This is a genomic window from Streptomyces sp. NPDC059850 (assembly GCF_042731515.1).
Taxonomy (GTDB): Bacteria; Actinomycetota; Actinomycetes; order Streptomycetales; family Streptomycetaceae; genus Streptomyces.
Window position 1 is genome coordinate 117,067 of sequence record NZ_JBHWJI010000012.1, and the last position, 25,315, is coordinate 142,381.

A 25,315-nucleotide genomic window follows, 5' to 3' on the forward strand; every position below is an offset into this window, starting at 1 on the left:
GGGGCGGCCGTGGCCAGCGATGTCGTCATGTTCCCCGGGCAGGGCTCCCAGCACCTGGGCATGGGCAGAGAGGTGTTCGACGCGTATCCCCGGCTGTGCGAGAGGGCCGACGAGATCGTCGGATACTCCCTGCGCGAACTGTGCCTGGAGGATCCGCACGGGCGGCTCAACCAGACCGCCCGCACCCAGCAGGCGGTCTACTTCGTCAGCTGTCTGATGTATCTGGCGTACACCGAACGCCACGGGGACGACCAGGTGCGGTGCGTGATGGGCCACAGCCTGGGGCTGTATCCGGCGCTCTTCGCGGCGAAGGTCTTCGACCTCTTCGAGGGGCTGGAGATCGTCTCTGCGCGTGGCGCGCTCATGCAGGAGGCGCGCGACGGGGCCATGGTGGCGGTCATCGGACCCCGGGCGAACGAGATCGACGAACACCTCGTCCAGCTGGAGTTCTTCGACGTGGACGTGGCCAACTACAACAGCCCGGAGCAGGTCGTGCTCAGCGCGGCGAGGCCACGGCTGGACGAGCTGGTGCCGCGGCTGCGCGAGGCGGGCCACCGGTGTGTGCCGCTGCCGGTCGGCGGCGCCTTCCACTCCCGCCACATGGAGCCGTCCCAACGCGCGTTCGCCCGCTTCCTGCGGGACCGGGAGTTCGCACCGCCCGCCAAGACCGTGATCTCCACGACGAGCGGCCGGGCCCTGGGGGCCGACCACCTGCTGGAGGAGCTGGTCTTCCAGCTGGTGAAGCCGGTGCGGTGGTGGCAGACCGTGGCACATCTGGCCCGTACCGGACACAAGACGTTCGAGGAAGTCGGCCCCGGCACGGTGCTGACCAAATTGAGCACGGAAATCCTCGGCGACGAACCCTCGCCGCAGCCCGAGCCCTGGAAGTGAGGACCGTGGACACAGCAATCAGCAGCATCGCCGTCATCGGTGGCGGCGGCTCCGGCGCCGTCGCGGCCTGGCAGCTGGCCCGGAAGCACGACGTCACGCTGTTCGAGGCGGGGGAGTACCTGGGCGGGCACGCGTACAGCCATCCGGTCGAGACGGAACAGGGCACGTTCCACGTCGACATGGGCGTGGAACACTTCAACGAGAAGCTCTCACCCAACCTGTTCCGGCTGCTGACCGACTTCGGCATCGCCACGTACGTCGCCCCGTCCTCCGTCCACGTGGACTTCCCCGGCGAGCGGCGGATGTGGAGCAACCTCAACTTCCTCGGCGGGCTGCGCGAGGAGCTGCACGACGAGTTCGACCGGTTCCACCGGGAGATGAACCAGGTCCCCACCTCGGGCGACGACCGGTACAAGAGCATGAGCATCGGCGAGTACCTGGACGAGAACGGGTACTCCAAGAGCTTCAAGTACCAGGCGATGAACCCCATCCTGAGCATCTACTCGGGCTGCCACGCGCCCTCCCTGGACTACAACCTCATGTACGTGGCGCTGTCGTTCAGCATGCATCTGCTCTCCTTCTTCTCCGCCGGGTACTGGCGCAAGGCGGACGGTGGCATCCACGGCTATCTGCGCCGGATCGGGGACGAGCTGGGCGACCGCGTCCGGCTCAACACCCCCGTCGAGGCCGTCGTGCCCACGGACACCGGGGTGACGGTGGTGGCGGGGGGACAGGAGCACCGCTTCGACCAGGTCGTGTTCGCCACGCACGCGGACGTGACGCTGGGGCTGCTGCGGACCTCCGACGCCCGGTACGGGGAACTCCTCGGCGACTTCGCCTACGTACCGGTCGAGAGCGTGCTCCACCAGGACGAGAGCTGGCTCAGCCCGGTGGGCGGCGACGCCTACTGCCAGTTCCGGATGCCACCGGGGTTCGAGCTGGACCGCGCCGAGGAACTGATGGGGAGCCTCACCCGGAACTGCAACGCGCTCCACCCCTACCGGAAGGTCAAGTCGCCCATCCTGATCACCTTCGACCCTCAGGAGGAGATCGCCCCCGACCGTGTCATCGTCCGCCGCCAGTGGAAACTTCCCCAGCTCCGGTCGGTGGACGTACGCCGCAAGAAGCGGCTGAGCGAGATCCAGGGCCGGAACAACCTCTGGTTCTGCGGCACCGACACCAGCATCACCGGGCACGAGGGGGCCATCGTCTCCGGCATGGTGATCGCGAACCGGCTGGGCGTTCCGCACCCCTTCCCGGACGACGCGCCTGCCGTGGCGCAGTTCCGGGGCGTCAAGGAATTCATGGGCGTATGAGCGAGCTTCACCTTCTCGGCTTCTCGGCTTCTCGGCTTCTCGGCTTCTCGGTTTCTCGGACGGGGACGATCTGTGACGACATCACTAGCACCTCGGTACCAGGACCTCGCCGCACTGGACGCGCCCGGTGGCCCGGTCGGCGACTCGCTCGTCATCACCGACCTGGAGGACATCGCGGTGGCGGCCGCTTCCCTCGGCGCCGAGTGCTGGTACGCGGGTCCCGCCACGGAGGACGAGGCCGGGCTCGGGCAGGAGCTGCGGCGGCGCGTCGGCCGCCACACCACCGTGGTGGTGGCGTGGGGCGACGGGCCGTCCGGCGCAACGCCGGAGTACGGGCGGGCGACGCGGTTCGCGCGAACGTGTCTGGCTCTGCTGCAGGCCCTGCGGGAGTCGGGGCGCCGGATCCATCTCGTCACGCTGTCCCGTGCGGCGGATGTGCTTCCGTCGCTGCTCGACGGCATGGCCCTGTCGGCCGCGCTCGAATGTCCGCTCACCCACACGGCCGTCGAGTACGCCGACCCCGCGACGGCGGACCGGCTGCGCGCGTGGATCGCGGCCGGTGCGCGGTATCCGGGGGCGCGGCTTCGGGCCGCCGATGACCGCATAGCGCGCCTGGACCACGCACCGTTGCCACAGGAGGACCAGCGCCCGCGTGAGGTGTTCGGCCCTGGCGACCGCGTGGTACTCATCGGCGGGGCCGGGGGCATCGGACGGCATCTGTGCCGGTACCTGAGCGAGCGCTGCGGCGCCCAGGTGTTCATCCTCGGGCGCGGCACTCCCGGCCGAGAAGCCCTGGAGGCGCTGAAGGAGGCGGGCGCCAGAAGCTACGTAAGTGTCGCGGCGCACGACCCCGACGCGCTCGACGGGGCACTGCGCTACCTCCACGAGCAATTCGGCCCGCTCGCGGCAGTGTTCAACCTCGCCGGTGTGCTGGACGACTGTCTGCTGTACCACCTGACCCCGGACCGCTTGGAGAACGTCCTGCGGCCGAAGGCGGCCATCGGCCTCAACCTGGCGGCCCTCTCCGGCCCGCACCGGCCCGGCATGGTGGTGCACTTCAGCTCGTTGACGAGCGTCATGGGCAACGTCGGCCAGGTGGCGTACGGAGCGGCCAACGCGTTCCTCGACCGGCTGACGGCGCACCGGCCCGACTGGTACAGCATCAACTGGGGCCTCTGGGAAACCGATGGCATGCGGATGCCGACGCCGGACGACGGGTCCGGGCTGCGGGCGATGCCGCCGGAGCAGGCGTGCGACGCGCTGATGTCGGCCCTCGGCGCCGGGACGCGGCGCCTGGCCATCTACGACGGACAGCTGCGCCTGGCCCCCGCGCCCCGTTCTCCCATCCCAGATCTCCTCACCGACACCACGCGCTGGCTGAGGGAACTCATCGCCCGCCACAGCGGCCTGCGACACCTGCGCGACGACGACAACTTGCTGGACCAGGGCGTGGACAGCGTCGGCAGCATCCGCATCAGCAGGGACATCGAAGCCCGGCTGGGCATAGCCGGGACATCCCGACTCAGCCGCGCGGTCCTCTTCGAGTACCCGACGGTGGCGGCGCTCGGCGAGCACCTGGCCGAGAACTTCCCGGCCGAACTGGAATCCTTCCTCACCCGAGAGCCCCCGGAGGCGCGAGAGCCCACACCGAAGACAGCGGCACCCCCGACCCCCGCGCCCGGGCCCGTGGCCCCTGCGCCTGCGGCACCGACGCCCGCGTCCGAGGCTCCCACGACGCCTGCGGCGCCCGTGCCCCCCACGTCTGCGGCTCCCGCGCCTCCGGCCCATGCTGCACCGGGGACGCCCGGGACGCACGCATCCGAGGCCCCCGCGGCCTTCGCGCCCCCGACTTCGGAGCCTGCGGCACCTGCGGCGTCCGTTCCCCCTGGATCCGTGGCGCCTGCGTCTGCGGTCCCCGGGACGCACGCGCCCGAGATCCCAGCGGCCTCCGCGCCCGCAACAACCTCTGCGGGGCCCACGACCCCTGCGGCACGTGCGTCTGCAGCTCGCGCGGTACCCACTGCCCCCGAGGCCCCCGCGCCTGCGGCACCAGCAGCGCCCGGTCCCGTGGCGCCCGCGTCCGAGGCTCCCGCGACGCCTGCGGCTCCCGCGCCTCCCGCGCACCCGGCACCCGGGACACTCGGGACGCACGCACCCGCGACACCTGCGCCTGTCGCACCCGCGTCCGAGACCCCCGTGCCCGCGACTCCGGGGTCTGCGGTGCCTGCGTCTGGGGCCCCTGCGGGGCCCACTGCTCCCGTGGCACCCGCGCCTGCGGGAACAGCGGCGCCCGAGTCCGTAGCACCCGCGCCTGCGGTGTCTGCGCCACCCGGGTCCGCGCCCCCCGCATCCGTGGCTCCCGCGCTTCCGGCTCCCGGGACGCCCGGGACGCATACGCCCGAGGCCCCTGCGGCCTCCGCACCCGCGACACTCGCTGGGCCCACGGCCCCCGAGGCCCCCGCGACAACGGGCCCCGTCGAATCCGCCGCGCCCGCGAACCCCGTGGCGGCTCTGGCCGACGAAGGCACCGTCCCCGACGGCGCCTATCGGCCCGGGGACATCGCCATCGTCGGCATGGCCGGGGAGTTTCCCGGGGGTGCCGACACGGGGGCGTTCTGGCGGGCGTTGCTGGACGGCGACGACGCGGTGCGGGTCATTCCCGGTGATCGTTGGGACTGGCGTGGCCAGCACTCCTTCTCGCCCGACGAAGCGGGCACCTCGTACGGCCGCCACGGCGGGTTCCTCGATCACGCCCTGGACTTCGACCCCGTCTTCTTCAACATCACGCCCATCGAGGCGCAGTACATGGACCCGCAGGAGCGCCGCTTTCTGCAGTGTGTCCACCACGCCCTGGAGGACTCGGGGTACTTCGCCCGGCCCACCGACGACGTGGGCGTGTTCGTGGCCGCCATGTTCGGCCACTACCAGGACCTCACCGCCCCCGACCGGGTGATCGGCAGTTCGTTCGCCGCCATCGCCAACCGGGTCTCCTACGCCTTCGATCTGCACGGCCCCAGCGTCGCCCTGGACACCATGTGCTCCGGCGGGCTCACGGCCCTGCACCTTGCCGTGCGCAGCATCCGCGCCGGGGACTGCGCGCTGGCCGTGGCGGGCGGCGTGAACCTCATGACGCACCCGGGGAAGTACCGCCTGCTGTCGGAGGGCACGTTCCTCAGCCCCACCGGCCACTGCCAGGCCTTCGGCGTGGAGGCGGACGGCTACGTGCCCGGCGAGGGAACCGTGGCCGTGGTCCTCAAGCCCCTGTCCGAGGCGCTGCGGGACGGGGACCGGGTGCACGCCGTCATCCGGGCGACGGCGGTGAACGCGGGCGGCAGGACGGCCGGGTTCACCGTGCCGTCCGAACGCGCCCAGCACCGCGTGATCGCCTCGGCGCTGGCCGCCGCCGACATCGAGCCGTCAGCCGTGACCTACGTCGAGGCACACGGCACGGGCACCCGGCTCGGCGATCCGATCGAAGTGCGCGCGCTGGGGCGGGCGTACGGCGGGCCCGAGCAGGGCCGCGCCTACCTGGGCTCGGTGAAGAGCAACATCGGGCACCTGGAGTCCGCCGCCGCCATGGCCGGGCTCGTCAAGGTCGTCAAGCAGCTCACCCACCGCACCCTGGCGCCCACGCTCCACTGCGAACTCGAGAACCCCGACCTGCACCTCGACGACTCGCGTTTCGCCCTGGTCAAGGAGGCCCGGCCCTGGCCCAGGGGCAGTGCTCCCACGCGCTTCGCCGGACTCAGCTCGTTCGGCGCGGGCGGCGCCAACGGCCACGCGATCATCCAGGAGTTCGTGGCACCGCGCGAGAGCCGCCCCGCCCCCGCGTTCCCGCGCTACTTCATCCCGCTCTCGGGACGGGACGAGGCCGCCGTGCGACGGCGCGCGGACGACCTGCTCACCGCGCTGCGGAACGCGCCCGACACGTCCCTGTACGGACTGAGCTACACCCTGTGCTGCGCCAGGCAGCACTTCCGGGTCCGGCGCGGTTACTGGGCCGAGAGCGTCGAGCAGCTGACCACTCTGCTCCAGTCCACCGCCGGAACCTCCCCGGCCGCGCCACCGGACGACGACCCCTGGGCCCGTACGGCATCGGCGTACCTCGACGGCGAGAACCCCGGCTTCACGGAGCTGTTCCCGGTCCGCATGCTGGTGGACGCCCCGCTCTACCCCTTCGCCACCGACCGGTACGTGGCCGCCGCGCTCGACCACGCGAACCGGCCGACCGCACCGGCCACGGCCGACGACGCCCCCGGCGAACTGCTACTCACCCCCGTGTGGCGGCAGCACACGGTGGACGGACCGGCGGCGGACTCCCCGGTGCGCCGCGTCCTCGTCCTCACCGACCACGGCCAGGAACACCCGCTTCCCCGCCCGCCCGAGCCGACCCGGCTGATCCGGGTGGTGCCCGGCCACGCGCTGGCCATCGAGGCGGACCGTATCGAGCTGCCCGAGGACGACGACGCGGCCGCCGCACGCGTCCTGCGGCATCTGACGGATGAGCTGGGCCTTGACCACCTGTACTGGGTCGACCTCCGGCGCAAGACGACGGTGGCCTCGGCACTCTCCTTCGCCAGGGCCCTCCAGGCCTGCCGCACCCCGTCCACGATCCTCGGCGTGACCCGTGAGGCCGACACGGCCGAGGTACGCTCCCTGGTCGGATTCCTCCACGGACTCGCGGAGGAGAACCCCCACATCCGCACCGTCCTGGCGCGCCGGACCGGCAGCGACGCCGCGCTCGCCGATGGCTGGCGGCCCCTGCTGGACGAACTGAGCGCCGCACGGCAGCCGTTCACCGAGGTCAGGTGGTCGAACGGCACACGCGAAACACGGGAGCTGACGGAGATCCAGCGGGGCGACGGCATCCGGATGCGCACCGGGGGGACGTATCTCCTCACGGGCGGTCTGGGCGCGGTGGGCCGCGCCATCGCCGAGCGCCTGATCGAACGGTACGGCGCCACCGTGATCGCCGTCGGCCGCTCCGCGCCGGACGCCGGGCGGCAACGGTGGATCGCCGCGTCGCCGGAGCTGCACTACGAGCAGGCGGACATCACCGCGCCCGACCAAACCAGGGACCTGATCGCGGGCGTCCGCGAGCGCTTCGGCGGGCTCGACGGAGTCATCCACTCCGCCGGTGTCATCCGCGACGCCCTGGTGCGGAACAAGTCCGCCGAGGACGCGGCAGCGGTGCTCGCCCCGAAGGTGCGGGGCACCCAGAACCTGGACCGGTACACCGCCGACCTGCGCCTGGACTTCTTCTGCGCCTTCTCCTCCATCTCCAGCGTGATGGGTAACACCGGGCAGAGCGACTACATCGCCGCCAACCGCTTCCTCGACGAGTTCGCCGCCGAGCGCGCCCGGCGCGTGACGGACGGCGAACGCAGCGGCCTCACCCTCTCGGTCAACTGGCCGCTGTGGCTGGACGCCGAGGACGAACGACGCGAGCGGTACGAGCCGCTCGCCCAGTACCTGCGCGGCCAGTTCGGGATGGAGCCGCTGTCCTCACGGCGCGGCGCGGATCTCTTCGTCGACCTGCTGAACGGCCTACCGGAGGCATGCCACCAGGTCATCCCCTGCGTCGGCGACGTGGAGCGCATGCGGGAACGGCTACTCCCCGGCACGGCGCCGAAAGCAGACGGCACGGGCCCGGCACGCCCGGCCCCTGCCACTGCGGCGCTGGAGGACATCGGCGACCGGCTCATGGAGCTGGTACGCACACAGACCGGCCTGCGGCCCGCCGACATCACCTTCGACAGCACCTGGGGCGACCTCGGCTACAGCTCGGTCATGCTCCAGGGCCTGGCCCGGGAACTGGGCCCGGAATTCGGCGTGGAGACACCGCCCAACGCCCTTTTCAAGTACAGCAGCATCACCTCGCTGAGCGCCTATCTGAGGGACCAGGGCGTACCGGAGAAGGTCACGTCGACCGCAGCCGCGATCCCCGAGGCAAGGCATGATCGTGGCAAGTACGCCATCGTCGGTATGAGCGGCATCATGCCCGGAGGCGCCGACCTGACGGACTTCTGGCGGCTGCTGGTCGAGAACCGCAGCGCCATCCGCACGGTCGACCGCTGGAAGGACCAAGCGAAGGACCTCACAAAGGACCCATCAAAGGACCAGGCGAACGAGTACTTCGCGGGCACCATCGACGGCTACGACACCTTCGACCACGGCTTCTTCGGGCTCTCCGCCCGGGAAGCGATGCTCATGGACCCACAGCACCGGCTCTTCCTCCAGTGCGCCTACAACGCGCTCCTCGACTCCGGCCACGCGCCCGCGACCCTGCGGGACGTGGGCGTCTTCGCCGGGGTGCAGTTCAGCGAGTACCAGGCGGCGCTGTACAACGGCGCGGACTGGGCGCACCCGTACACCGTCACGGGCAACGCGCACACCATGCTCGCCAATCGCGTCTCCCATCTGCTCGACTTCACCGGGCCGAGCCAGACGGTCGACACCGCCTGTTCAAGCGGGCTGGTGGCGCTGAACCGGGGTGTGCTCTCGCTCGCGGCGGGGGAGTGCGACGTGGCCCTCGTGGGCGCCGTCAGCGTGCTCGTGGACCCGGCCGCCACCGACGCGGCGAGCGGGCTGGGGGTGCTCTCCCCCGACTTCCGCTGCGCCACCTTCGACCAGGAGGCGAACGGCTATGTGCGGGCCGAGGGCGTGGGTTGTGTGGTCGTCAAACGGCTCGACGACGCCCAGCGGGACGGTGACGCGGTCCTCGCGGTGGTCGAGGCGGTGGCCGAGAACCACGACGGCCGCTCCAATTCGCTGACCGCCCCCAACCCCGAGGCCCAGACCGCGCTGCTGCGAAAGGCCTACACACCGGAACTGGCCGCCCGGATCACCCACATCGAGACCCACGGCACCGGGACGAACCTGGGTGACCCCATCGAGATCAGCGCGCTGCGGGCCGCGTTCGGCACACTGGCCCCGCACCGCGAGCCGGGCAGCATCACGCTGGGCGCGGTGAAGACGAACGTGGGCCATCTGGAACCGGCGGCGGGGATGGCCGGGCTGCTGAAGCTGCTGCTGTGCCTGCGCCACCGCCACCTTCCGGCGAACATCAACTTCAAGGAGCTGAATCCGCTGGTCGAGCTGGACGGTTCGCCCTTCCGGCTGCTGCTGGAGAACGAGCGGTGGGAGCGGGGCACCCCGCTGGTGACCGGCGTCAGTTCCTTCGGCTTCGGCGGCTCGAACGCACACGTGGTCCTCTCCGAGGCGCCCACCACGCCACCGCCCCGCAGGGCATCCCGTCCGTACTGGCTCATCACGCTCAGCGCCCGCTCCACCGGATCGCTCGCGGCGATGCGGGACACCCTCCTGGAGTGGCTGCGCGACCCCGAGACGGAGAGGGAGGACCTCGCGGACATCGCCCACACCCTGACGGCCGGTCGCGACCACTTCGAGTACCGGATGGCCTGGATCGCCTCCAGCACCGCCGATCTGCTCCGGCAGCTGGAGGAGGCGCGGCCGGAGGAGGTGGCGAAGTGCGGGCGGAATCGGCCGACCGCGCACCCGGTGGCCCTGCCGGACGCGGCCGATCCAGGTCACCGCGCCGCACTGGAGGCCGTACGGGCCCGCTATCTGGAGGGGGAGGAGTTCGTATGGCCAACGATGTTCGAGGACGGTCAGTACCGCAGGCTGCGGCTGCCGGGCTACGCGTTCGCCCGGAACCGGTTCTGGTTCGAGTGACCGGGGCCGGAGCCGGGACCGGCACCACCGCACCACGGCAGGGCAAGGAGGGTGGGCATGGACGAGTCGCTTGAGGACGACACCCCGGTCGTGGTCGGCATGGCCTGCCGGTTCGCGGGCAGCGACGGTCTGGAGGCGTACTGGGAGCGGCTGCGGCAGGGCCGCAGCGCCCTGGGCACCACCGACCGCTGGCCGGGGGAGGCGGACGCCGCCACCTTCACCGGTGGCTTCCTGGACGGACACCAGGACTTCGACGACCGGTTCTTCCGCATCTCGCCGAACGAGGCGCAGTGCATGGACCCGCAGCAGCGGATCCTGTTGCAGACGGTGCAGCACGCGGTGGACGACGCCTATCTGACCCCCGCCGACCTGCGCGCCCTGGACTGCGGTGTGTTCGTCGCCGGGCTGCCCGGCGACTACCGCAACCTGGTGGCGCGGCGCGGCGACGTCGTCTACGGCACCCACAGCTTCCTGGGCAACGCGCCCTCGACCCTGTCGGGCCGTATCTCCTACTTCTACGACATCAACGGCCCCTCCCTCACCCTGGACAGCGCCTGCTCGTCCTCGCTGGCCGCACTGCATCAGGTGGTCCTCAACGTCCGTGCCGGACAGGGCCGTTGTGCGGTCGTCGGCGGTGTCTCGGTCTTCAGTACCCCGGAGGTGCTGCGGTTCGCGCGCAGTTCCCGGATGAGTTCGCCGAACGGCGGGTCGCTGCCCTTCACCGATGCCGCCGACGGGTTCGTACCGGCCGAAGGCGCCGCCTGCCTCGTGCTCATGCGCCACGACGAGGCCAGGGCCCGGGGGCTGCGGATCCATGGGGCGATCCAGGCCACCGGCACCAACCACAACGGCACCACCAACGGTCTGATGGCGCCGAGTTCCCAGGCGCAGTCACGGCTGATCGCGGACCTGTACGAGCGCGAGAGGATCGACCCCGCGCGGATCGCCTACCTGGAGACCCACGGCACCGGGACGCCACTGGGCGATCCCATCGAGCTGGAGGGGCTGAAGTCCGCCTTCCGCCGGGCCGGTGGCGACGGCTGCCACCTCGGCGCGGTGAAGCCGCTCATCGGGCACACCCTGGTGTGCTCGGGCCTGGCCGGTGTCATCAAGGCGCTGCTCAGCTTCCACCACGAGACCATCCCGCCGGTGGCCGCCACCGACGAGGCGGTGTCCTACCTCGACGTCGCGCCGTTCCGGGTCAACCGGGAACCGCTGCCGTGGCCGGAGGACAAACCGCTGTGCGCCGTCAGCGCCTTCGGCTTCACCGGCTCCAACGGCCATGTGGTCCTGCGCAAGGTGGCGGGCGGTGGCGCGGGCGTGGACGCGGTGGACCGCCGCCCCGGGCGGGCGCTGCCGTTCTGCCTGTCGGCGGAGTCGCGGGAGAGCCTGACGGCGCTGGCGGAGCGCTGCCGGGCGCTGGTGGCCGATCTGCCCGAGGACCGGCTCTGGGACCTTTCCCAACTGCTACTGCGGCGCCCGTGCTACGCCCATGAGCGGGTGGTCGTGGCACGCACCCGCGACGAACTCCTCACCGGCCTCGACAAGGTGGGGGAGAGCGCGGACACCCACCGCCTCGACGGCGACCTGCACGACCTCGTCGCACACTGGCGGGCCCACGACACCCCCGCACTGCTCGGGCGGCTCGACGCACCGGCCGACCTGGCACGGATCACACTGCCCGGCTACCCCTTCGAGAAGCGGCGGCACTGGCTGACCGAGGACGCCGAGCAGGCCCCGCAGCCTCCCGTGGACGACGGGCTCGCCCGGCGACTGTGCGCGGAACTGGCGGCGCTGCTGGGCTTCGACAGGGCAACGGACCCCATCACCCCCGGCACCCGTATCGCCTCGCTCGGCCTGGACTCCCTCTCGGCCGTCCAGCTGCTCAGCCCCCACCAGCAGGCCGGAAGCCCCATCAAGTCGCACGACCTGTTCCGCCACGAGACGGTGGCCGACCTCGCGGCCGCCATCGCCGGACGGCCCCCCGAGCCGGAGGAGCGCCACAAGCCCCGGGCACCCGGTACGCACGACGCCGCACCGCTGACCCGGTGGCTGGAGTACGGCCGTGGCGGGCGGCCCACCCTGCTGCTGCCCCCGCTCAACTGCGACCAGCGGGCGTGGACCCAGCAGATCCCGGCCCTCCTCCGGCAGGGGCGCACCGTATACGTCCCGGAGTACCCGGGACACGGGAACGCCCCCTTCGACCAGCGGCGCTTCTCCTTCGAGACGCTCGCGGACGAGGTGGCGGCCTTTCTGCGGGAGGCCGCCGACGGCCCGGCCGACCTGGTCGGCTGGTCCCTGGGAGGCTGTGTCTCGACCCTGACCGCCCTGCGGCACCCGGAGCGGGTCGGCTCGCTGACGCTCATCAGCTGCGCGCCCCGCTACGGCGACGACGCCTTCGACCGCACCCTGGAGCTGCGGGAAGAGCTGCGCGTGCACGGCAGCCTGCTGGACGTCGTCTTCGGAGGGGGAGGCAACCCGGCCGAGCGGTTCACCGCGGCCGCCCCCATGGACACGCTGCGCTGCTACTACGCGGCCCTGACCGGCTTCGACATCGTCGACCGGCTCCCCGACGTCACTGCCCCCTGCCTGGTGGTGCGCGGCCGCGACGACTGCGTCATCGAAGCGGAAGCCACCGCGCTCTATTCCAGGATCCCCGGGGCGCGGGTGCGGGAGTTCGACGGCCACGGACACTACATGCCGCTCACCGCGGGCCGGGCCTTCAACCGGACGCTGACGGAGTTCTGGTCCGAGCGGGATCACCTCATGGGAAGGGAACGGTGACACGACATGCTGGTAGACGTGGACAGGGCGGCGGTCGTCCTCTTCGACATGCAGCTGGAACTCATCCCGCTGCTGCTGGACGGCACACAACTGCTGCACAACACCTGCTGGGTGGCGGAGGTGGCACGGGAATTCGACCTTCCGGTGCTGCTGACCGAGCACAAGAAGCTGGGCGGGCTCTCCCTCTCCCTGCACGAGGCGGCCGAGGGCGCGCCCCGGCTGGAGAAGGAGCACTTCGACTTCCTCCGCGAAGACCCCATCGAGAACCACATGGTGTCATCGGACCGGGACCAGTACGTGCTGGCCGGTGCCGAGACCCACGTGGTCCTGTTCCAGTCGGCGATGAGCCTGATCGAGCGGGGGAAGACGGTGTTCGTCCTGGCCGACACCTGCTCCGCCCGCAATCAGGCGGACCACGAGCTGGGGCTCGCCCGGCTGCGGCAGAACGGGGCGCACCTGATCACACGGGAGATGTTCTTCTTCGAACTGATCAGGAACTCGGAAAACCCCCGCTACCTGGAACTGGCCAAGAAGTACCTCGACGGGCGCTACATCCGCTAGCGCGGCGGCCTCAGCCAGGCCGGACCAGCCGCCCGCCGGACAGCTCCAGCAGCCTGTCCCGGTGGCGCTCGCGCAACGCGCGGTCATGGGTGACCATCACCACCGGCCCGGTGAAGCCCTCCACCGCCTCCAGCAGCTGCTCGACCAGCACCAGGCTGAGGTGGTTGGTGGGCTCGTCGAGCAGCAGCAGATGCGGTTGCCGGGCGAAGAGCAGCGCCAGTTCGAGGCGCCGCCACTGGCCCACGGACAGCCGGTTCGCCGGGGTGTCGAAGTCGGCGGGTCCGAACAGCCCGAACCTGGTCAACTCGGCCGCCGCGTCCTCGACATGGGCCGCGCGGCGAGCGGCGAAGGTGTCCAGCAGATTGCCGCGCTCCGCGCTGAAATCGCTGTCCTGCGGCAGATATCCGATGTGCAGCCCCGGCGCGCGCTCCAGCACCCCGGCGTCGGGGGCCCGCTCGCCCGCCAGCACCGACAGCAGCGTCGACTTGCCCGCGCCGTTCGGGCCGGTGATCACATACCGGGCGCCGGGCGCCAACTCCAGGTCGGCGTCCCGCAGCACCTCACCGGCGGTCAGGCCCTCGGCCCGCAACAGCACCCCGTCGGCCGGTTCCAGGACCCCGTCCGCCGGGTCCGCCTCCGGCGGGGGAGTGAAAGTCAACGGCTCCGGAGGCCGTGGCACCTTCTCGTCCAGCAGCCGCCGCAGGTGCTGCTGGGCGGAGCGGGCCGTACGGGCTACGGCCGCCTGGGCGGCGCTCCCGGCGGCGTTGTAGGACAGCTTGTCGTTGTCGCCCCGGCCCCCGAAGACACGGCCGCTCGTATGGGCCCGGTGCAGCCGCCGCCGCGCCTCGGCCAGCTCCTGGCTCCAGTCGCGGTACCGCTGCCGCCAGCGCTCCTGTGCCGCGGCGCGTTCGTCCAGGTAGTCCCGGTAGCCGCCGCCGTAGCGCGCGGTGGAGCCGCTGGGGCCGTCCAGGTCGACGATGGCGGTGACGGCCGTGTCCAGCAGCACCCGGTCGTGCGAGGCGATCAGGCACGGGCCCTGGTACCGCCCGAGCCACTGGACGAGCCAGTCCACCGCCCGGTCGTCAAGGTGGTTGGTCGGCTCGTCGAGCAGGAGACCGGCCGGTTCGGTGAGCACCAGCGAGGCCAGCGCCAGCCGGGCCCGCTCGCCGCCCGAGAGGGTCCGGGTGTGGCGCCCGCGGTCCAGCCCGGCCAGGCCGAAGACGTCCAGCACCTCACCGACGCGGGCGCCGAGCTCCCAGCCGCCCCGGCGGCTGAACTCCTCCTGCAGACGGCCGTACTCCTCCAGTACGGCGTCGAGGTCGCCCTCGGCGGAGGCCATCCGCTCCTCGGCGGCCGTCATCCGCGCGGACAGCTCTCCGAATTCCGCGGTCGCCCGGCTGAGTACGTCCTCGATGGTGGCGTCGGCGGGGAAGTCCGGCCGCTGTGGCAGAAACCCCACCTGGCCGGTCACGGCGCGCACGACCTGGCCGCGCTGCGGTGTCAGCTCTCCGGAGAGCGCGCGCAGCAGGGTGGACTTGCCCCGGCCGTTCTCCCCGATCAGGCCCACCCGCTCGCCGTGGGACACCTTGAGGGAGACATCGCGCAGCACCATGCGGTCCCCCAGCGCGCAGTGGAGGTTCTCGCCGAGGAGGTGCGCGGAGCGGTGGTCGGCGGAGAGGACATCCTGCCCTCCGGTCCGTGGTGTGGATGCGTCAGTCACCGGCGGGCGCCCCGGTCTCGCGCAGACGGCCGTCCGACATCCGCAGCCAGCGGTTCACCCCGATCTCCTTGAGGAACCGCTCGTCGTGGCTGACCACGATGAACGCGCCCTCGTACGAGTTGAGCGCCCCCTCCAGCTGCTCGACGCTGTCGAGGTCGAGGTTGTTGGTCGGCTCGTCGAGCAGCAGGAGCTGTGGCGCGGGCTCGGCGCCCAGGACGCAGGCCAGGGTGGCGCGCAGCCGCTCACCGCCCGACAGCGCCCCGACCGGCAGATGCGCCGCGGGTCCCCGGAAGAGGAAACGGGCCAGCAGGTTCATCCGATCCGCCTCGGGTTTCTGCGGCGCGTAGGAGGCCAGGCACTCGGCGACGCTGCGGTCCAGCGGCAGCGTGTCGAGGCGCTGGGAGAGGTAGGCGACCCGGCCGTCCGCCCGCTTGAACTCCCTGGCTCCCGCGTCGAGTTCACCGTTGATCACGCGCAGCAGCGTGGACTTGCCGACGCCGTTGGGGCCGGTCAGCGCGATGCGCTCGGGCCCCCGGATCGAGAGGTCGACGCCCTCGCCCGAGAACAGCTCCCGTTCGCCGTAGCGGACGTGGATTCCCTCGCCGAGGAAGACGGTGCGCCCCGAGGGAACGTTGGTGTCGGGCAGTTCCAGGGTGATCCGACGGTCATCCCGCAGCGCCCGGCTCGCCTCGTCCAGCTTGGCCTTGGCGTCGGCGAGGCGCTGGCCGTGCATGTCGTTCGCCTTGCCCGCCGACTCCTGGGCGCGGCGCTTGAGCGTACCGGCGGCCATCTTGGGGATGCTGCCCTTCTTGGCGGCCTTGGCGCCGACTCCGGCCCGGCGCGCGGCCCGCTCCCGGGCCTGCTGCATCTCCCGCTTCTCCCGCTTGACCTGCTGTTCGGCGGTGCGGATGTTCTTCTCGGCGGTCTCCTGCTCGGCGCGCACGGCCTCCTCGTAGTCGGTGAAGTTGCCGCCGTACAACCGCATCTCGCCCGTGTCGAGTTCGGCGATCCGGTCCATGCGGTCGAGCAGTTCCCGGTCGTGGCTGACCACCAGCAGAGCGCCGGGCCAGTTCTCCAGCACGCCGTAGAGCTTGCGGCGGGCGTCCAGGTCGAGGTTGTTGGTCGGCTCGTCCAGGAGCAGCACATCGGGCTGCTTGATCAGCTGGGTCGCGAGACCGAGGGAGATGACCTGGCCGCCGCTGAGGGCGTGCAGCCGCTGGGTCAGCGGGATGTCGCCGAGGCCTAAGCGGTCGAGCTGGATACGGCTGCGCTCTTCGATGTCCCAGTCGTTGCCGACCGTCGTGAAGTGCTCCTCGCCCACATCCCCGGAGGCGATGGCGTCCAGCGCCTGGATGATGGGGGCGATGCCCAGCACCTCGGCCACCGTGAGGTCGAGGGTGAGGGGGAGGCTCTGGGGGAGATAGCCGAGCAGGCCCTTGACGGTCACGCCGCCGCGGTTCGGGTCGAGTTCGCCCGCGATCAGCCGGAGCAGGGTGGACTTCCCGGCGCCGTTCGGCGCGACCAGGCCGGTGCGGCCGTCACCCACGGACCAGGACAGATCCTGGAACACCGGAGTGCCGTCGGGCCAGGAGAAGGAGAGATTCGAGCAGACGATAGCGGCTTCGGACATGAAGGAAGGCCTCGCAGACGATGCGGGCGCACAAACGTGGCCCGGAGGGTGCGGTGGTCAAGGCATGGGGATACGACCACAGACGGCTGACGCACATCTGTGTCCGCTGACATCCGGATCATCCGGAGATGTCGTCGTCACCCGCCACAACCACGGTTGCCTCTCCTTTGTCGCACATCACTCGTACTTCACCCTACCAGAGGCGGTCGTTGCCGCCCCGCGTTGAACACCGGGCCGGATATTGCCGCCGTCTCGAGGGTGTCGTTAGCCTCACTCTCGCACATTCGGCAAACACCGTTCTATGAAAGGGAGTAGTCGTATGCGGACAGCCGACAAGGAACTCCGAGTCAAGAAGACCTGGCACCGTCCCGATTTTGTTTCCTTCGACACCGCGCTGGAAGTCACCGCCTACTTCGCCCGCGACTGACGCACGGTCGCTGATAAGGACGCAGCCATTTTGATGTCCGTGACACATGAGGCCGGCGCCCCGTGGAGCGAGGCCGAATTCCGGAAGGCGCTCTACGCGCTGGAGTCGTCGTACTGGGACCGGCACCCGTTCCATCAGCGGATGCACGACGGGCTGCTGGACAAGGGCGAGCTGCGGCTGTGGGCGGCCAACCGCTGGTATTACCAGCGCTGCCTGCCGCAGAAGGACGCAGCGATCGTCGCCAACTGCCCGTTGCCCGAGGTACGGCGCCAGTGGCTGTCCCGGATCGTCTACCACGACGGGACGGACTCCTCCTCGGGCGGTGCGGAGAAATGGCTCAGGCTGGCCGAAGCGGTCGGGCTCGGTCAGGACGAGGTGCTCTCCGAGCGCCTCGTCCTGCCGGGTGTGCGCTTCGCGGTGGACGCCTACGGGGACTTCGCCCGGCGCCGCCCCTGGCTGGAGGCTGTCGCGTCAGGGCTGACCGAGCTGTTCTCACCGGGCCTGCTCGCCCACCGGCTGGGCCGGTTGCGGGAGCACTACCCGTGGATCGCGGAGGAGGGATTCCAGTACTTCACCGCGCGCATCGAGGTGGTGGGCCCCGAGGGCCGCTCGCTGCTCGACCTGGTGGCGCGGCACGCCGTCACCCGTGCGCAGCAGGAGGCCTGTGTGAAGGCGCTGGCGTTCAAATGCGATGTGCTGAGCGCCGTCCTCGACGCGCTCGACTACCACTCGGGAAACGGAGGCACGCGCACATGACCGGCCTGCCAGAACCCACCGTGCCGCGGCTGCGGACCGGAGTCCGGCTGACCAGCGATCCGGTACGCGGCGAGCTGGTCCTGCTGCCCGAACGCGTCGTGGTGCTCAACGACACCGCGGCGGCGGTGCTCGCCCTCTGCGACGGCACGTCCGACGTCGGCCGCATCGTCGAGCGCCTCGGCGAGGAGTACGAGGGTGTGAGCGCCGACGACGTCTTTGAGCTGCTGCGGCGGCTGGCGGAACGCCGGGTGGTGGATCTCGATGGCTGACGCGACCGCCAACGACGCCACTACCCGTGACGCCACCGCCCGGCCCCCGCTGGGCATGCTGATCGAGCTGACCCACCGCTGCCCACTGCACTGCCCCTACTGCTCCAACCCCCTGGAGCTGGTCCGCCGCTCCGAGGAGCTGACCCGCGAGCAGTGGTCGGACATCCTGACCCAGGCCCGCGCGCTCGGCGTCGTACAGACGCACTTCTCCGGCGGTGAGCCGCTGGCCCGACCGGATCTGCCGGAGCTGGTCGGCCGGGCACGCCAGCTCGGCGCCTACGTCAACCTCGTCACCAGCGGCGTCGGCCTGACCGCCGAGCGCGCGCGGGAACTGGCGGAGCGCGGAGTCGACCATGTGCAGCTCTCCCTCCAGGACGCCGACCCCGGCGCCGGAGACCTGATCGCCGGGGCCCGGGTGCACGCCGCCAAGCTGAAGGCCGCGGAGGCGGTCGCCGTCACCGGGCTGCCGCTCACCGTCAACGTCGTCCTCCACCGCGCCAACATCGACCGGGCCGAACAGATCGTGGACCTCGCCGTCAGCATGGGCGCCGACCGGATCGAGCTGGCCAACACCCAGTACTACGGCTGGGGGCTGCGCAACCGCGCCGCGCTGCTGCCCACCCCGGACCAGCTCGCCGCCGCGCGCCAGGCCGTACGGCGCGCCCGGGACAAGCACGCGGGCGGCCCCGAAATCGTCTACGTGACCGCCGACTACTACGCCGACCGGCCCAAGCCGTGCATGGACGGCTGGGGCAGCACCCAGCTGACCGTCACCCCCACTGGGGACGTGCTGCCGTGCCCGGCGGCGTACGCCATCACCACGCTGCCCAGGGAGAACGCGCTGCGCCGCCCGCTGTCCGAGATCTGGTACGAGTCGCAGGCGTTCAACGCCTTTCGCGGCACCGGCTGGATGCGCGAACCGTGCCGTACCTGCCCCGAGCGCCACACCGACCACGGCGGCTGCCGCTGCCAGGCGTTCCAGCTCACGGGCGACGCGGCGGCCACGGATCCGGTCTGCGGCCTCTCCCCGCACCGGCCGCTGGTCGACGCGGCGCTGGAAGAAGGCCTGGCGGCGGCCGACCTGGCGTTCGTCCCCCGGAAGCCGGTGGCCCCATGAGGGTGATCCTGCTCGGCACCGCCGCGGGCGGCGGGTTCCCGCAGTGGAACTGCGCCTGCGCGCTGTGCGCCCGCTGCCACCGGGGCGAACTGCCCGCCCGCTCCCAGGAGTGCGCGGCCGTCAGCGGCAACGGACGCGACTGGTGGCTGCTCAACGCCTCCCCGGACATCCGCACCCAGCTCCTGGCCACGCCCGCCCTGACACCCGGCCCCGGGCCACGGGACACTCCCGTGCGCGGCGTGCTGCTCACCGACGCCGAGGTCGATCACGCCCTGGGGCTGACCATCATGCGCGGCGGCGCGGACCTGACCGTGCACGCCGCGCCCCCGGTCATCGGCGCGCTCACCGCCGACCTGCCGCTGCGCGGCCTGCTGGACCGCTATGCGCCATGGGAGTGGCGGGACGGCACCGGCTTCGAGCTGGCGGGCGGGCTCACCGTCACCGCGCACCCCGTCAGCGCCAAGGCCCCCAAGTACGCCGACGGTCCGCACCCCGGCGCCCCCTGGGTGAGCGCCTACCGCGTCGAGGACCCGGCGACCGGCGGCGCCCTAGTCTACGCCCCCTGCCTGGCCACCTGGCCGGACGGGTTCGACGACCTGCTGGCCTCGGCGTCCTGCGCCCTGCTGGACGGGACCTTCTTCAGCGCCGACGAACTGGGCACGGCCGTCCGCTCCGGCGACGCCGGGCAGTCCCTGATGGGCCATGTGCCGGTGGCCGGACCCGGCGGCAGCCTCGCGGCGCTCGCCCGCCACCCGGGACTGCGCCGGATCTACACCCACCTCAACAACACCAACCCCCTTCTCGACCCCTCCTCTTCCGCCAGTGCGGCGGTGCGGCGAGCGGGCGCGGAGGTCCTGGCGGACGGCAGCGAACTCATCCTGTGAACCATGTACCCCATCGTGCGGACATTCGCCCGGCGCGCCACAATGGGGTACTACTTCGCCGGTTATCGGTAATTGTCCGCCGTGGCATCGACCGCACGTTTCCGGAACGCAGTTCCGTGCAATTCTCCTACGCCGTTTGAACGCTTGGCTCTGTGTACAGTGCAGCGGTGCGCCAAGGGTGTTCGAAATGTGGGGGAGATGAGTCGGTGAACCTCTTTCATCCCGAACAGCGCGGGTAGTGCTAGGGGAGTTCGCGGTGTCCCATCGGTGCCCCGCCAGGGCGCCGCCCCAGGGACGCCTCCCCGACCAGGCCATTTCACCCAGGCGACTCAGGATGAAAGAGGTTCAGTCACATGGCCGATCGCAGCGCACATCCCCTGGAATCCGAGCAAGAGGATTCCGACGTCCCGTCCAGGGCGCGGACTTTGACCCGGGCGTTCCCCCAAGAGGCCGAGCCCGTGCCGATCTCGTCGCTCGTGCCCGGTCTCTCTCCGCGGCTGCGAGGAGAAGACGCCGCGCATGTCGCCCGGCTGGCGGAAGTTGACGGTCCGCTTCCGCCGATCGTCGTGGAGCGCTCCACGATGCGGGTGATCGACGGCATGCACCGCCTCATGGCCGCCTGGACGAAGGGCCAGGAGACCATCGAGGTGCGCTTCTTCGACGGCACGGCCGAGGAGGCGTTCCTCCTCGCGGTCCGGTCCAACATGGCGCACGGCCTTCCGCTGTCCCGGGAGGACCGCCGGGCGGCGGCGGCGCGCATCCTCGTCTCCTCTCCGCATCTCTCGGACCGGACGGTCGCGCGCACCGCCGGTCTCGGTGCCAAGACCGTGGCCGGGCTGCGGTCCACCCTGACCGATGTGGCGCCGCATCCGAAGGCCCGCATCGGCAGGGACGGCAAGGTCCGGCCGTCGGACAGCGCGGAGGGCCGCAGGAGGGCCGCCGAACTGCTGACGGAGCGCCCGCACGCCTCCCTGCGCGAGGTGGCGCGGACCGTCGGCATCTCACCGGCGACGGTCAGCGACGTCCGGAAGCGACTCGCCTCCGGCCGGCTCCCCGTGCCGGACCGGAACGGGCACCCGAAGCAGTCGGCCACCGGCACGAAGAGCTGCGCCACCTCGCTGGGCAGGACCGCCGGAGCCACCGTGAGCGCCATCAGGCCGATGCGGCCGACCGACCTGTCGCCCATGGTCAAGCTGTTACGCGATCCGTCGCTGCGGCACAAGGAGAGCGGCCGCCGGTTGCTTCGACTGCTGCAGCGCAGCGCCATGCAGCGGCAGGAGCTGCTGAAGCTGGCCGAGGCGGTGCCCTCGCACTGTACGGATCTGGTGGCCGACCTGGCGAGGGAATACGCGGGCATGTGGGCGGAGTTCGCGCAGGAAGTCGGCGAAACCGGCTGAAGAGTCACAGATCGCTGGACGCGCCCCGGCGGCAGGCCGCAGGATGCGTATTCACATTCTCAGCGGTCCTCCAGCCATGCCCGGCGGGTGTTCAACTGACGCGACAGCGCAGTTGAACACATGGTGAGACCGCCGACGGGGGAAGGAGAGGGCCCAATCATGGGTGTTCAGTGGCTGGCGGGGTTCAGGAGCGCGGTGATCAGCCCCTACGAGAAGCTCCGGTTCGACGAGCCCCGGGTGTTCCACGATCAGACGGTGCGTCAGATACTGCGTCTGGCCGGTGGCGGTGAGCAGGTGCGGGTGTGGCTCTCCAATCGGTACGGCCACACCCCCCTCACCGTGGCCGACGCCCGGGTCGCCGTGCGCGGCGGCGGAGACCGGATCGAGACGGCCACCGATACCGCGCTGCGTTTCGGCGGTTCGCGGCGGGTGACGGTGCCCGCGGGCGGCGAGATCGTCAGCGATCCGGTCGCACTGCCGGTGAGGGCGGGCACCGACCTGGTGCTCAGCCTCTATCTCCCGGAGGACACCGGACCGGCCACCTACTCCCACACCAGCGTGGAGACGGCCTATGTCGCGGCCGGGGATCGCGCCGGTGCGGTGGGCCTGCCCGGCGCCGAGCAGGTCCAGGCCGGGTTCTATGTGACCGGGGTCGATGTGCTCGCGGAGCGGGACACACCGGTCACCGTCGCGTTCGGGGACTCCTGGTTCGAGGGCGTCGGCACCACCCTCGGCGCCAACCGGCGCTCCGTCGACGCGCTCAACCGCAGGCTGCGGCGCGGCTGGGCGGTCAACCAGGGCATAGGGGGGAACCGGCTGTTAGCCGACGAGATAGGTGAACACGCCCTGGCGCGCTTCGAGCGCGACGTGCTGTCGTGCGGGAACGCCCGGCACGTCCTGGTGCACTTCGGCATGAACGACCTCGGACTGCCCGGCATACTCGGCCTGCCCCCGGTCGCGGCCGATGAACTGGTGGCCGGATTCACCGAGTTGGCCGCACGGGCGCACGGCGCCGGTCTCGCGATCCACGCCGCGACCCTGGGCCCCTTCGCCGGGGCCGTCCCCCCGAACAACATCACGCCCGAGGGCATCGCCGTACGGCGCGAGGTGAACGACTGGATCCGGGACAGCGGCACCTTCGACACGGTCTTCGATGTCGCAAGGGCCGTGGCGGACCCCGCTCGCCCGGACCATCTCCACGCCGCCTTCGACAGCGGCGACGGCATGCACCTCAACGACGACGGGGCGCGGGCCATGGCCGCGACGGTCGATCTCGGCGCGCTCGGCTCCTGACCCCCGCGACCCGGCCGCCCGGCGGCGGGACGCCATCGCGCTGGTCATCGTCGCCAGCGCGTGGTCATCCCCCGCGAAGATCCGCCGGACAGGGGCCAGCGCTCATCTCGGCATCTCGGTGGCCGTCCCGTTCAGCGCCCCCGGGCCGTGCGCGGTCCCGTTCACCGGGCCGGTGGCCCGGGCGGGGCGCTCCAGGATGCCGCGGTCGGCGGGGGCGTCCGCGGCGGTGGCGCCGGGCGGCGGGCCGGAGGTCTCGGTGGTGCTGTGGGAGCCGCCCTGACCGGCGCCGCCGGGGGCCGCCCCGGCGTGGCTGCCGTTGGTGGAAGAGGCGGAACCGTTGATCTTGTCGATCGCCTGGCGGGCCTGCTCGCCCGGGGACCGGGTCGTGGGCTGCGCCGAGGGCGACGGCGGGGGCGCGGGCTGGTTCCGCTCCAGCTGGGGCTTGGCGTGGGTGGCGGTGCTCATGGCCTGGGTGCGCAGCCGGTGGCTGACCGCCTCGTCCAGGCTCACCGGCCGGTGCATCTGGGCGGCCAGCCGCCCGGCCTCCTGACCCAGCGCGGAGACCACGTCCCACGGCAGGTGGAGCACCAGACGGACTTCCGCGTCCCCGTCCGGGAGGGCTTGGATGGGAGGCGTGAACCGTTCAGTCATGAGCTGGTTCCTCCGTAGGGTTCGATCCGCGCCCCGCATGCCAGGGCGCGTACAGAGCCATACGGAGAACCGCCGCGCCCCGTTCACCGTGAGCCGGACGGATCGGGGCGCGCCACGTCACGCGCGCAGCAGGATGAGGATCGTCGCCAGGATCGCCGCGAGGACGAGCGCTGCCACACCATAGCCGAGCCGCTGCGACCGCAACCCCGGAATGAGTCCGTCGATGGCGATACGGCCCGACCCGCTCAGCGCGAGACCGGCCGCGCACACGCCGATGAGCAGCGGAAACTCAAAACCGCCGAGGAGGCCGAGCTTCCAGGCGACGGCGACCGCGTTGGCCATGGTCCCCGCCACGGCGGCCCCGGCCAGCGGCGTCAGCAGGCCCACGGCGAGCCCCAGCCCGCCCAGGGCCTCGGTGAGCCCCGCGATGACGGCCATCGCCCGGGGCGCCGGGTAGCCGAGGTGGGCGAAATCCACGGCGGTCCGGGAAAGCCCGGGCCCGCCCCACCAGCCGAACAGATGCTGCGCCCCGTGCGCGGCGACGATCAGCCCGACCCCGAGCCGCACCACCAGCAGGCCGACGTCATGGGCGCGCAGCACGCCCGGTGCGCTCCTGGGCGAGGCATGGGCGGGCGTGCCCATCGGAGGAGTGCTGTCTTCGCCGTAGTACGCCATGGCGCCCTCGTCGGGTCGGGGTTCGGTGTGCGGCCACCGAGCCGGAAAAGGGGTATGTGCCTTATATTCACTTTGTCGCAATCGGGCCGCAGGTTCAATCCGTGCGCCCATCGCGGGGGCGGAGGCAGCGCCGCGCCCCGGCGGCGAGCGCCGCCCGGCGCCCAGCGTCAGCGACACGGCGGCCAGCGGGAGCGGCGCCCTCAGCGGCGGGGCGGCAGCCGGTGCAGCTCCACGGCGGTCAGCCGTCCGTCCTCGACCGTGGCCGTCAGATACGTACAGTACGGCTGGCGGCGCCGGTCGGTGGGGGAGCCCGGGTTGAGCAGCCGCAGCCGTCCGTCGGCCGATGTGGTGTCCCACGGGATGTGGCTGTGGCCGAACACCAGCACATCCAGCTCCGGGAACCGCTGCGCGCAGCGCCGCTCACGCCCCTGCGCCGCGCCCGTCTCGTGCACTACCCCGAAGCGCAGCCCGCCCAGCTCCGCACAGGCCACCTCTGGCAGCCGCGCCCGCAGCTCGGGCCCGTCGTTGTTGCCGTACACGCCGATCAGCCGGGACGAGCGCGCCTCCAGCAGATCGAGGGTGGCGGTGTCGACCCAGTCGCCCGCGTGGATGACCACATCGGCGCGCGCCACCTGGCCCAGCAGCTCGCGCGGCAGCTCCTTGGCCCGTCGCGGCAGATGAGTGTCCGACATCAGCAGAAGACGCACGCGGTGACCGTACCGTGTGAACCGTCAGCCATGGATCACCGCACAGGGAGAGATTGTGACCGAGCGCCCGCCGCTTCCGCCGTTCACCCGGGACACCGCCCTCCAGAAGGTCCGTCAGGCGGAGGACGCCTGGAATTCCCGCGACCCCGAAAAGGTGGCCCTCGCCTACTCCGTCGACTCCCGCTGGCGCAACCGCGTCGAATTCCCGCACGGCCGCCCGGCGATCGTCGACTTTCTGACCCGGAAGTGGGCGAAAGAGCTGGACTACCGGCTCATCAAGGAGCTGTGGGCCTTCGAGGGCGACCGCATCGCGGTGCGTTTCGCCTACGAATGCCATGACGCCTCCGGCAACTGGTTCCGGTCCTTCGGCAATGAGAACTGGCAGTTCGGAGCCGATGGTCTGATGACGCGGCGCCACGCGTCCATCAACGATCTGCCCATCGCGGAGGCGGACCGCAAGTACCACTGGCCGCTCGGCCGCCGCCCGGACGACCACCCGGGCCTGAGCGATCTGGGGTTGTGACCCGCCGCTCGGCAGAAAT

18 protein-coding genes are annotated in these 25,315 nt (G+C 71.5%); 13 read left to right on the forward strand and 5 right to left on the reverse strand.

Translation table 11 applies throughout. The features are described 5' to 3' along the window. Positions 1-9: 9 nt before the first annotated feature. From ACFV9T_RS12615 to ACFV9T_RS12635, 5 genes are all read left to right on the forward strand, one after another. Positions 10-891 carry an ACP S-malonyltransferase gene (locus ACFV9T_RS12615; protein WP_385439191.1) on the forward strand — a complete coding sequence of 294 codons (882 nt, stop codon included), beginning with the start codon at positions 10-12 and terminating at the stop codon, positions 889-891. 5 nt (positions 892-896) lie between these two features. Further along, positions 897-2,207 carry an FAD-dependent oxidoreductase gene (locus tag ACFV9T_RS12620; protein ID WP_385439193.1) on the forward strand — a complete coding sequence of 437 codons (1,311 nt, stop codon included), beginning with the start codon at positions 897-899 and terminating at the stop codon, positions 2,205-2,207. A gap of 72 nt (positions 2,208-2,279) precedes the next feature. Beyond that, positions 2,280-9,902, forward strand: a complete 7,623-nt coding sequence (locus ACFV9T_RS12625; protein ID WP_385439195.1) for an SDR family NAD(P)-dependent oxidoreductase — start codon at positions 2,280-2,282, stop codon at positions 9,900-9,902. Positions 9,903-9,959: 57 nt separating this feature from the next. Then, complete coding sequence (locus ACFV9T_RS12630; protein ID WP_385439197.1) at positions 9,960-12,686, forward strand: alpha/beta fold hydrolase; 2,727 nt, start codon at positions 9,960-9,962, stop codon at positions 12,684-12,686. Positions 12,687-12,692: 6 nt separating this feature from the next. Then, positions 12,693-13,247: a hydrolase gene (locus tag ACFV9T_RS12635; RefSeq protein ID WP_385439198.1), complete on the forward strand. Its 555-nt coding sequence runs from the start codon at positions 12,693-12,695 to the stop codon at positions 13,245-13,247. 10 nt (positions 13,248-13,257) lie between these two features. Here the strand turns inward: ACFV9T_RS12635 and ACFV9T_RS12640 are convergent, their stop codons facing one another. Continuing rightward, positions 13,258-14,967, reverse strand: a complete 1,710-nt coding sequence (locus ACFV9T_RS12640) for an ABC-F family ATP-binding cassette domain-containing protein (RefSeq protein ID WP_385439201.1) — start codon at positions 14,965-14,967, stop codon at positions 13,258-13,260. Beyond that, positions 14,960-16,597 carry an ABC-F family ATP-binding cassette domain-containing protein gene (locus tag ACFV9T_RS12645; protein WP_385439203.1) on the reverse strand — a complete coding sequence of 546 codons (1,638 nt, stop codon included), beginning with the start codon at positions 16,595-16,597 and terminating at the stop codon, positions 14,960-14,962. Before ACFV9T_RS12645 ends, ACFV9T_RS12640 begins: the two co-directional genes overlap by 8 nt. A gap of 319 nt (positions 16,598-16,916) precedes the next feature. On the opposite strand from ACFV9T_RS12645, the gene pqqA reads away from it, so the two are divergent. From pqqA to ACFV9T_RS12680, 7 genes are all read left to right on the forward strand, one after another. Next, positions 16,917-17,024, forward strand: coding sequence for a pyrroloquinoline quinone precursor peptide PqqA (gene pqqA, locus ACFV9T_RS12650; RefSeq protein ID WP_385439205.1), 108 nt, complete (start codon positions 16,917-16,919; stop codon positions 17,022-17,024). A gap of 39 nt (positions 17,025-17,063) precedes the next feature. After that, positions 17,064-17,780 (forward strand): pyrroloquinoline-quinone synthase PqqC, encoded by a 717-nt coding sequence (gene pqqC / locus ACFV9T_RS12655; RefSeq protein ID WP_385439207.1) that lies wholly within the window; start codon positions 17,064-17,066, stop codon positions 17,778-17,780. Continuing rightward, the gene (pqqD, locus tag ACFV9T_RS12660; RefSeq protein WP_385439210.1) at positions 17,777-18,049 is read left to right on the forward strand and encodes a pyrroloquinoline quinone biosynthesis peptide chaperone PqqD; all 273 of its coding nucleotides are present in this window, start codon (positions 17,777-17,779) and stop codon (positions 18,047-18,049) included. The genes pqqC and pqqD overlap by 4 nt, the downstream gene beginning before the upstream one ends. Continuing rightward, a complete protein-coding gene (pqqE, locus tag ACFV9T_RS12665) occupies positions 18,042-19,166 on the forward strand; it encodes a pyrroloquinoline quinone biosynthesis protein PqqE (protein WP_385439213.1) in 1,125 nt (374 codons plus the stop codon). Before pqqD ends, pqqE begins: the two co-directional genes overlap by 8 nt. Beyond that, positions 19,163-20,050, forward strand: a complete 888-nt coding sequence (gene pqqB / locus ACFV9T_RS12670; RefSeq protein ID WP_385439214.1) for a pyrroloquinoline quinone biosynthesis protein PqqB — start codon at positions 19,163-19,165, stop codon at positions 20,048-20,050. The genes pqqE and pqqB overlap by 4 nt, the downstream gene beginning before the upstream one ends. A gap of 458 nt (positions 20,051-20,508) precedes the next feature. Then, positions 20,509-21,447, forward strand: a complete 939-nt coding sequence (locus tag ACFV9T_RS12675) for a ParB and winged helix-turn-helix domain-containing protein (RefSeq protein ID WP_385439217.1) — start codon at positions 20,509-20,511, stop codon at positions 21,445-21,447. A 159-nt stretch (positions 21,448-21,606) separates the two neighbouring features. Continuing rightward, a complete protein-coding gene (locus tag ACFV9T_RS12680; RefSeq protein ID WP_385439219.1) occupies positions 21,607-22,740 on the forward strand; it encodes a GDSL-type esterase/lipase family protein in 1,134 nt (377 codons plus the stop codon). A gap of 102 nt (positions 22,741-22,842) precedes the next feature. Here ACFV9T_RS12680 and ACFV9T_RS12685 read toward each other — a convergent pair whose 3' ends face one another. From ACFV9T_RS12685 to ACFV9T_RS12695, 3 genes are all read right to left on the reverse strand, one after another. Continuing rightward, positions 22,843-23,391: a hypothetical protein gene (locus ACFV9T_RS12685; protein ID WP_385439221.1), complete on the reverse strand. Its 549-nt coding sequence runs from the start codon at positions 23,389-23,391 to the stop codon at positions 22,843-22,845. Positions 23,392-23,508: 117 nt separating this feature from the next. After that, entirely contained in the window at positions 23,509-24,066 is a 558-nt protein-coding gene (locus ACFV9T_RS12690; RefSeq protein ID WP_385439222.1) for a DoxX family protein, read from the reverse strand. Positions 24,067-24,266: 200 nt separating this feature from the next. Continuing rightward, entirely contained in the window at positions 24,267-24,773 is a 507-nt protein-coding gene (locus ACFV9T_RS12695) for a metallophosphoesterase family protein (RefSeq protein WP_385439224.1), read from the reverse strand. Between the two features lie 55 nt (positions 24,774-24,828). Between ACFV9T_RS12695 and ACFV9T_RS12700 the strand changes: the two genes are divergently transcribed. Continuing rightward, positions 24,829-25,296 carry a DUF1348 family protein gene (locus ACFV9T_RS12700; RefSeq protein ID WP_385439226.1) on the forward strand — a complete coding sequence of 156 codons (468 nt, stop codon included), beginning with the start codon at positions 24,829-24,831 and terminating at the stop codon, positions 25,294-25,296. The last annotated feature ends 19 nt before the right edge of the window (positions 25,297-25,315 follow it).

Bases quoted from the DNA above. Each gene is read 5' to 3' on its own strand.
- ACFV9T_RS12630 (WP_385439197.1), top strand. From the start codon at position 9,960: ATGGACGAGTCGCTTGAGGACGACACCCCGGTCGTGGTCGGCATGGCC.
- ACFV9T_RS12635 (WP_385439198.1), top strand. From the start codon at position 12,693: ATGCTGGTAGACGTGGACAGGGCGGCGGTCGTCCTCTTCGACATGCAG.
- ACFV9T_RS12645 (WP_385439203.1), bottom strand. From the start codon at position 16,597: ATGTCCGAAGCCGCTATCGTCTGCTCGAATCTCTCCTTCTCCTGGCCC.
- pqqA (WP_385439205.1), top strand. From the start codon at position 16,917: ATGCGGACAGCCGACAAGGAACTCCGAGTCAAGAAGACCTGGCACCGT.
- pqqD (WP_385439210.1), top strand. From the start codon at position 17,777: ATGACCGGCCTGCCAGAACCCACCGTGCCGCGGCTGCGGACCGGAGTC.
- pqqE (WP_385439213.1), top strand. From the start codon at position 18,042: ATGGCTGACGCGACCGCCAACGACGCCACTACCCGTGACGCCACCGCC.
- pqqB (WP_385439214.1), top strand. From the start codon at position 19,163: ATGAGGGTGATCCTGCTCGGCACCGCCGCGGGCGGCGGGTTCCCGCAG.
- ACFV9T_RS12680 (WP_385439219.1), top strand. From the start codon at position 21,607: ATGGGTGTTCAGTGGCTGGCGGGGTTCAGGAGCGCGGTGATCAGCCCC.
- ACFV9T_RS12685 (WP_385439221.1), bottom strand. From the start codon at position 23,391: ATGACTGAACGGTTCACGCCTCCCATCCAAGCCCTCCCGGACGGGGAC.
- ACFV9T_RS12690 (WP_385439222.1), bottom strand. From the start codon at position 24,066: ATGGCGTACTACGGCGAAGACAGCACTCCTCCGATGGGCACGCCCGCC.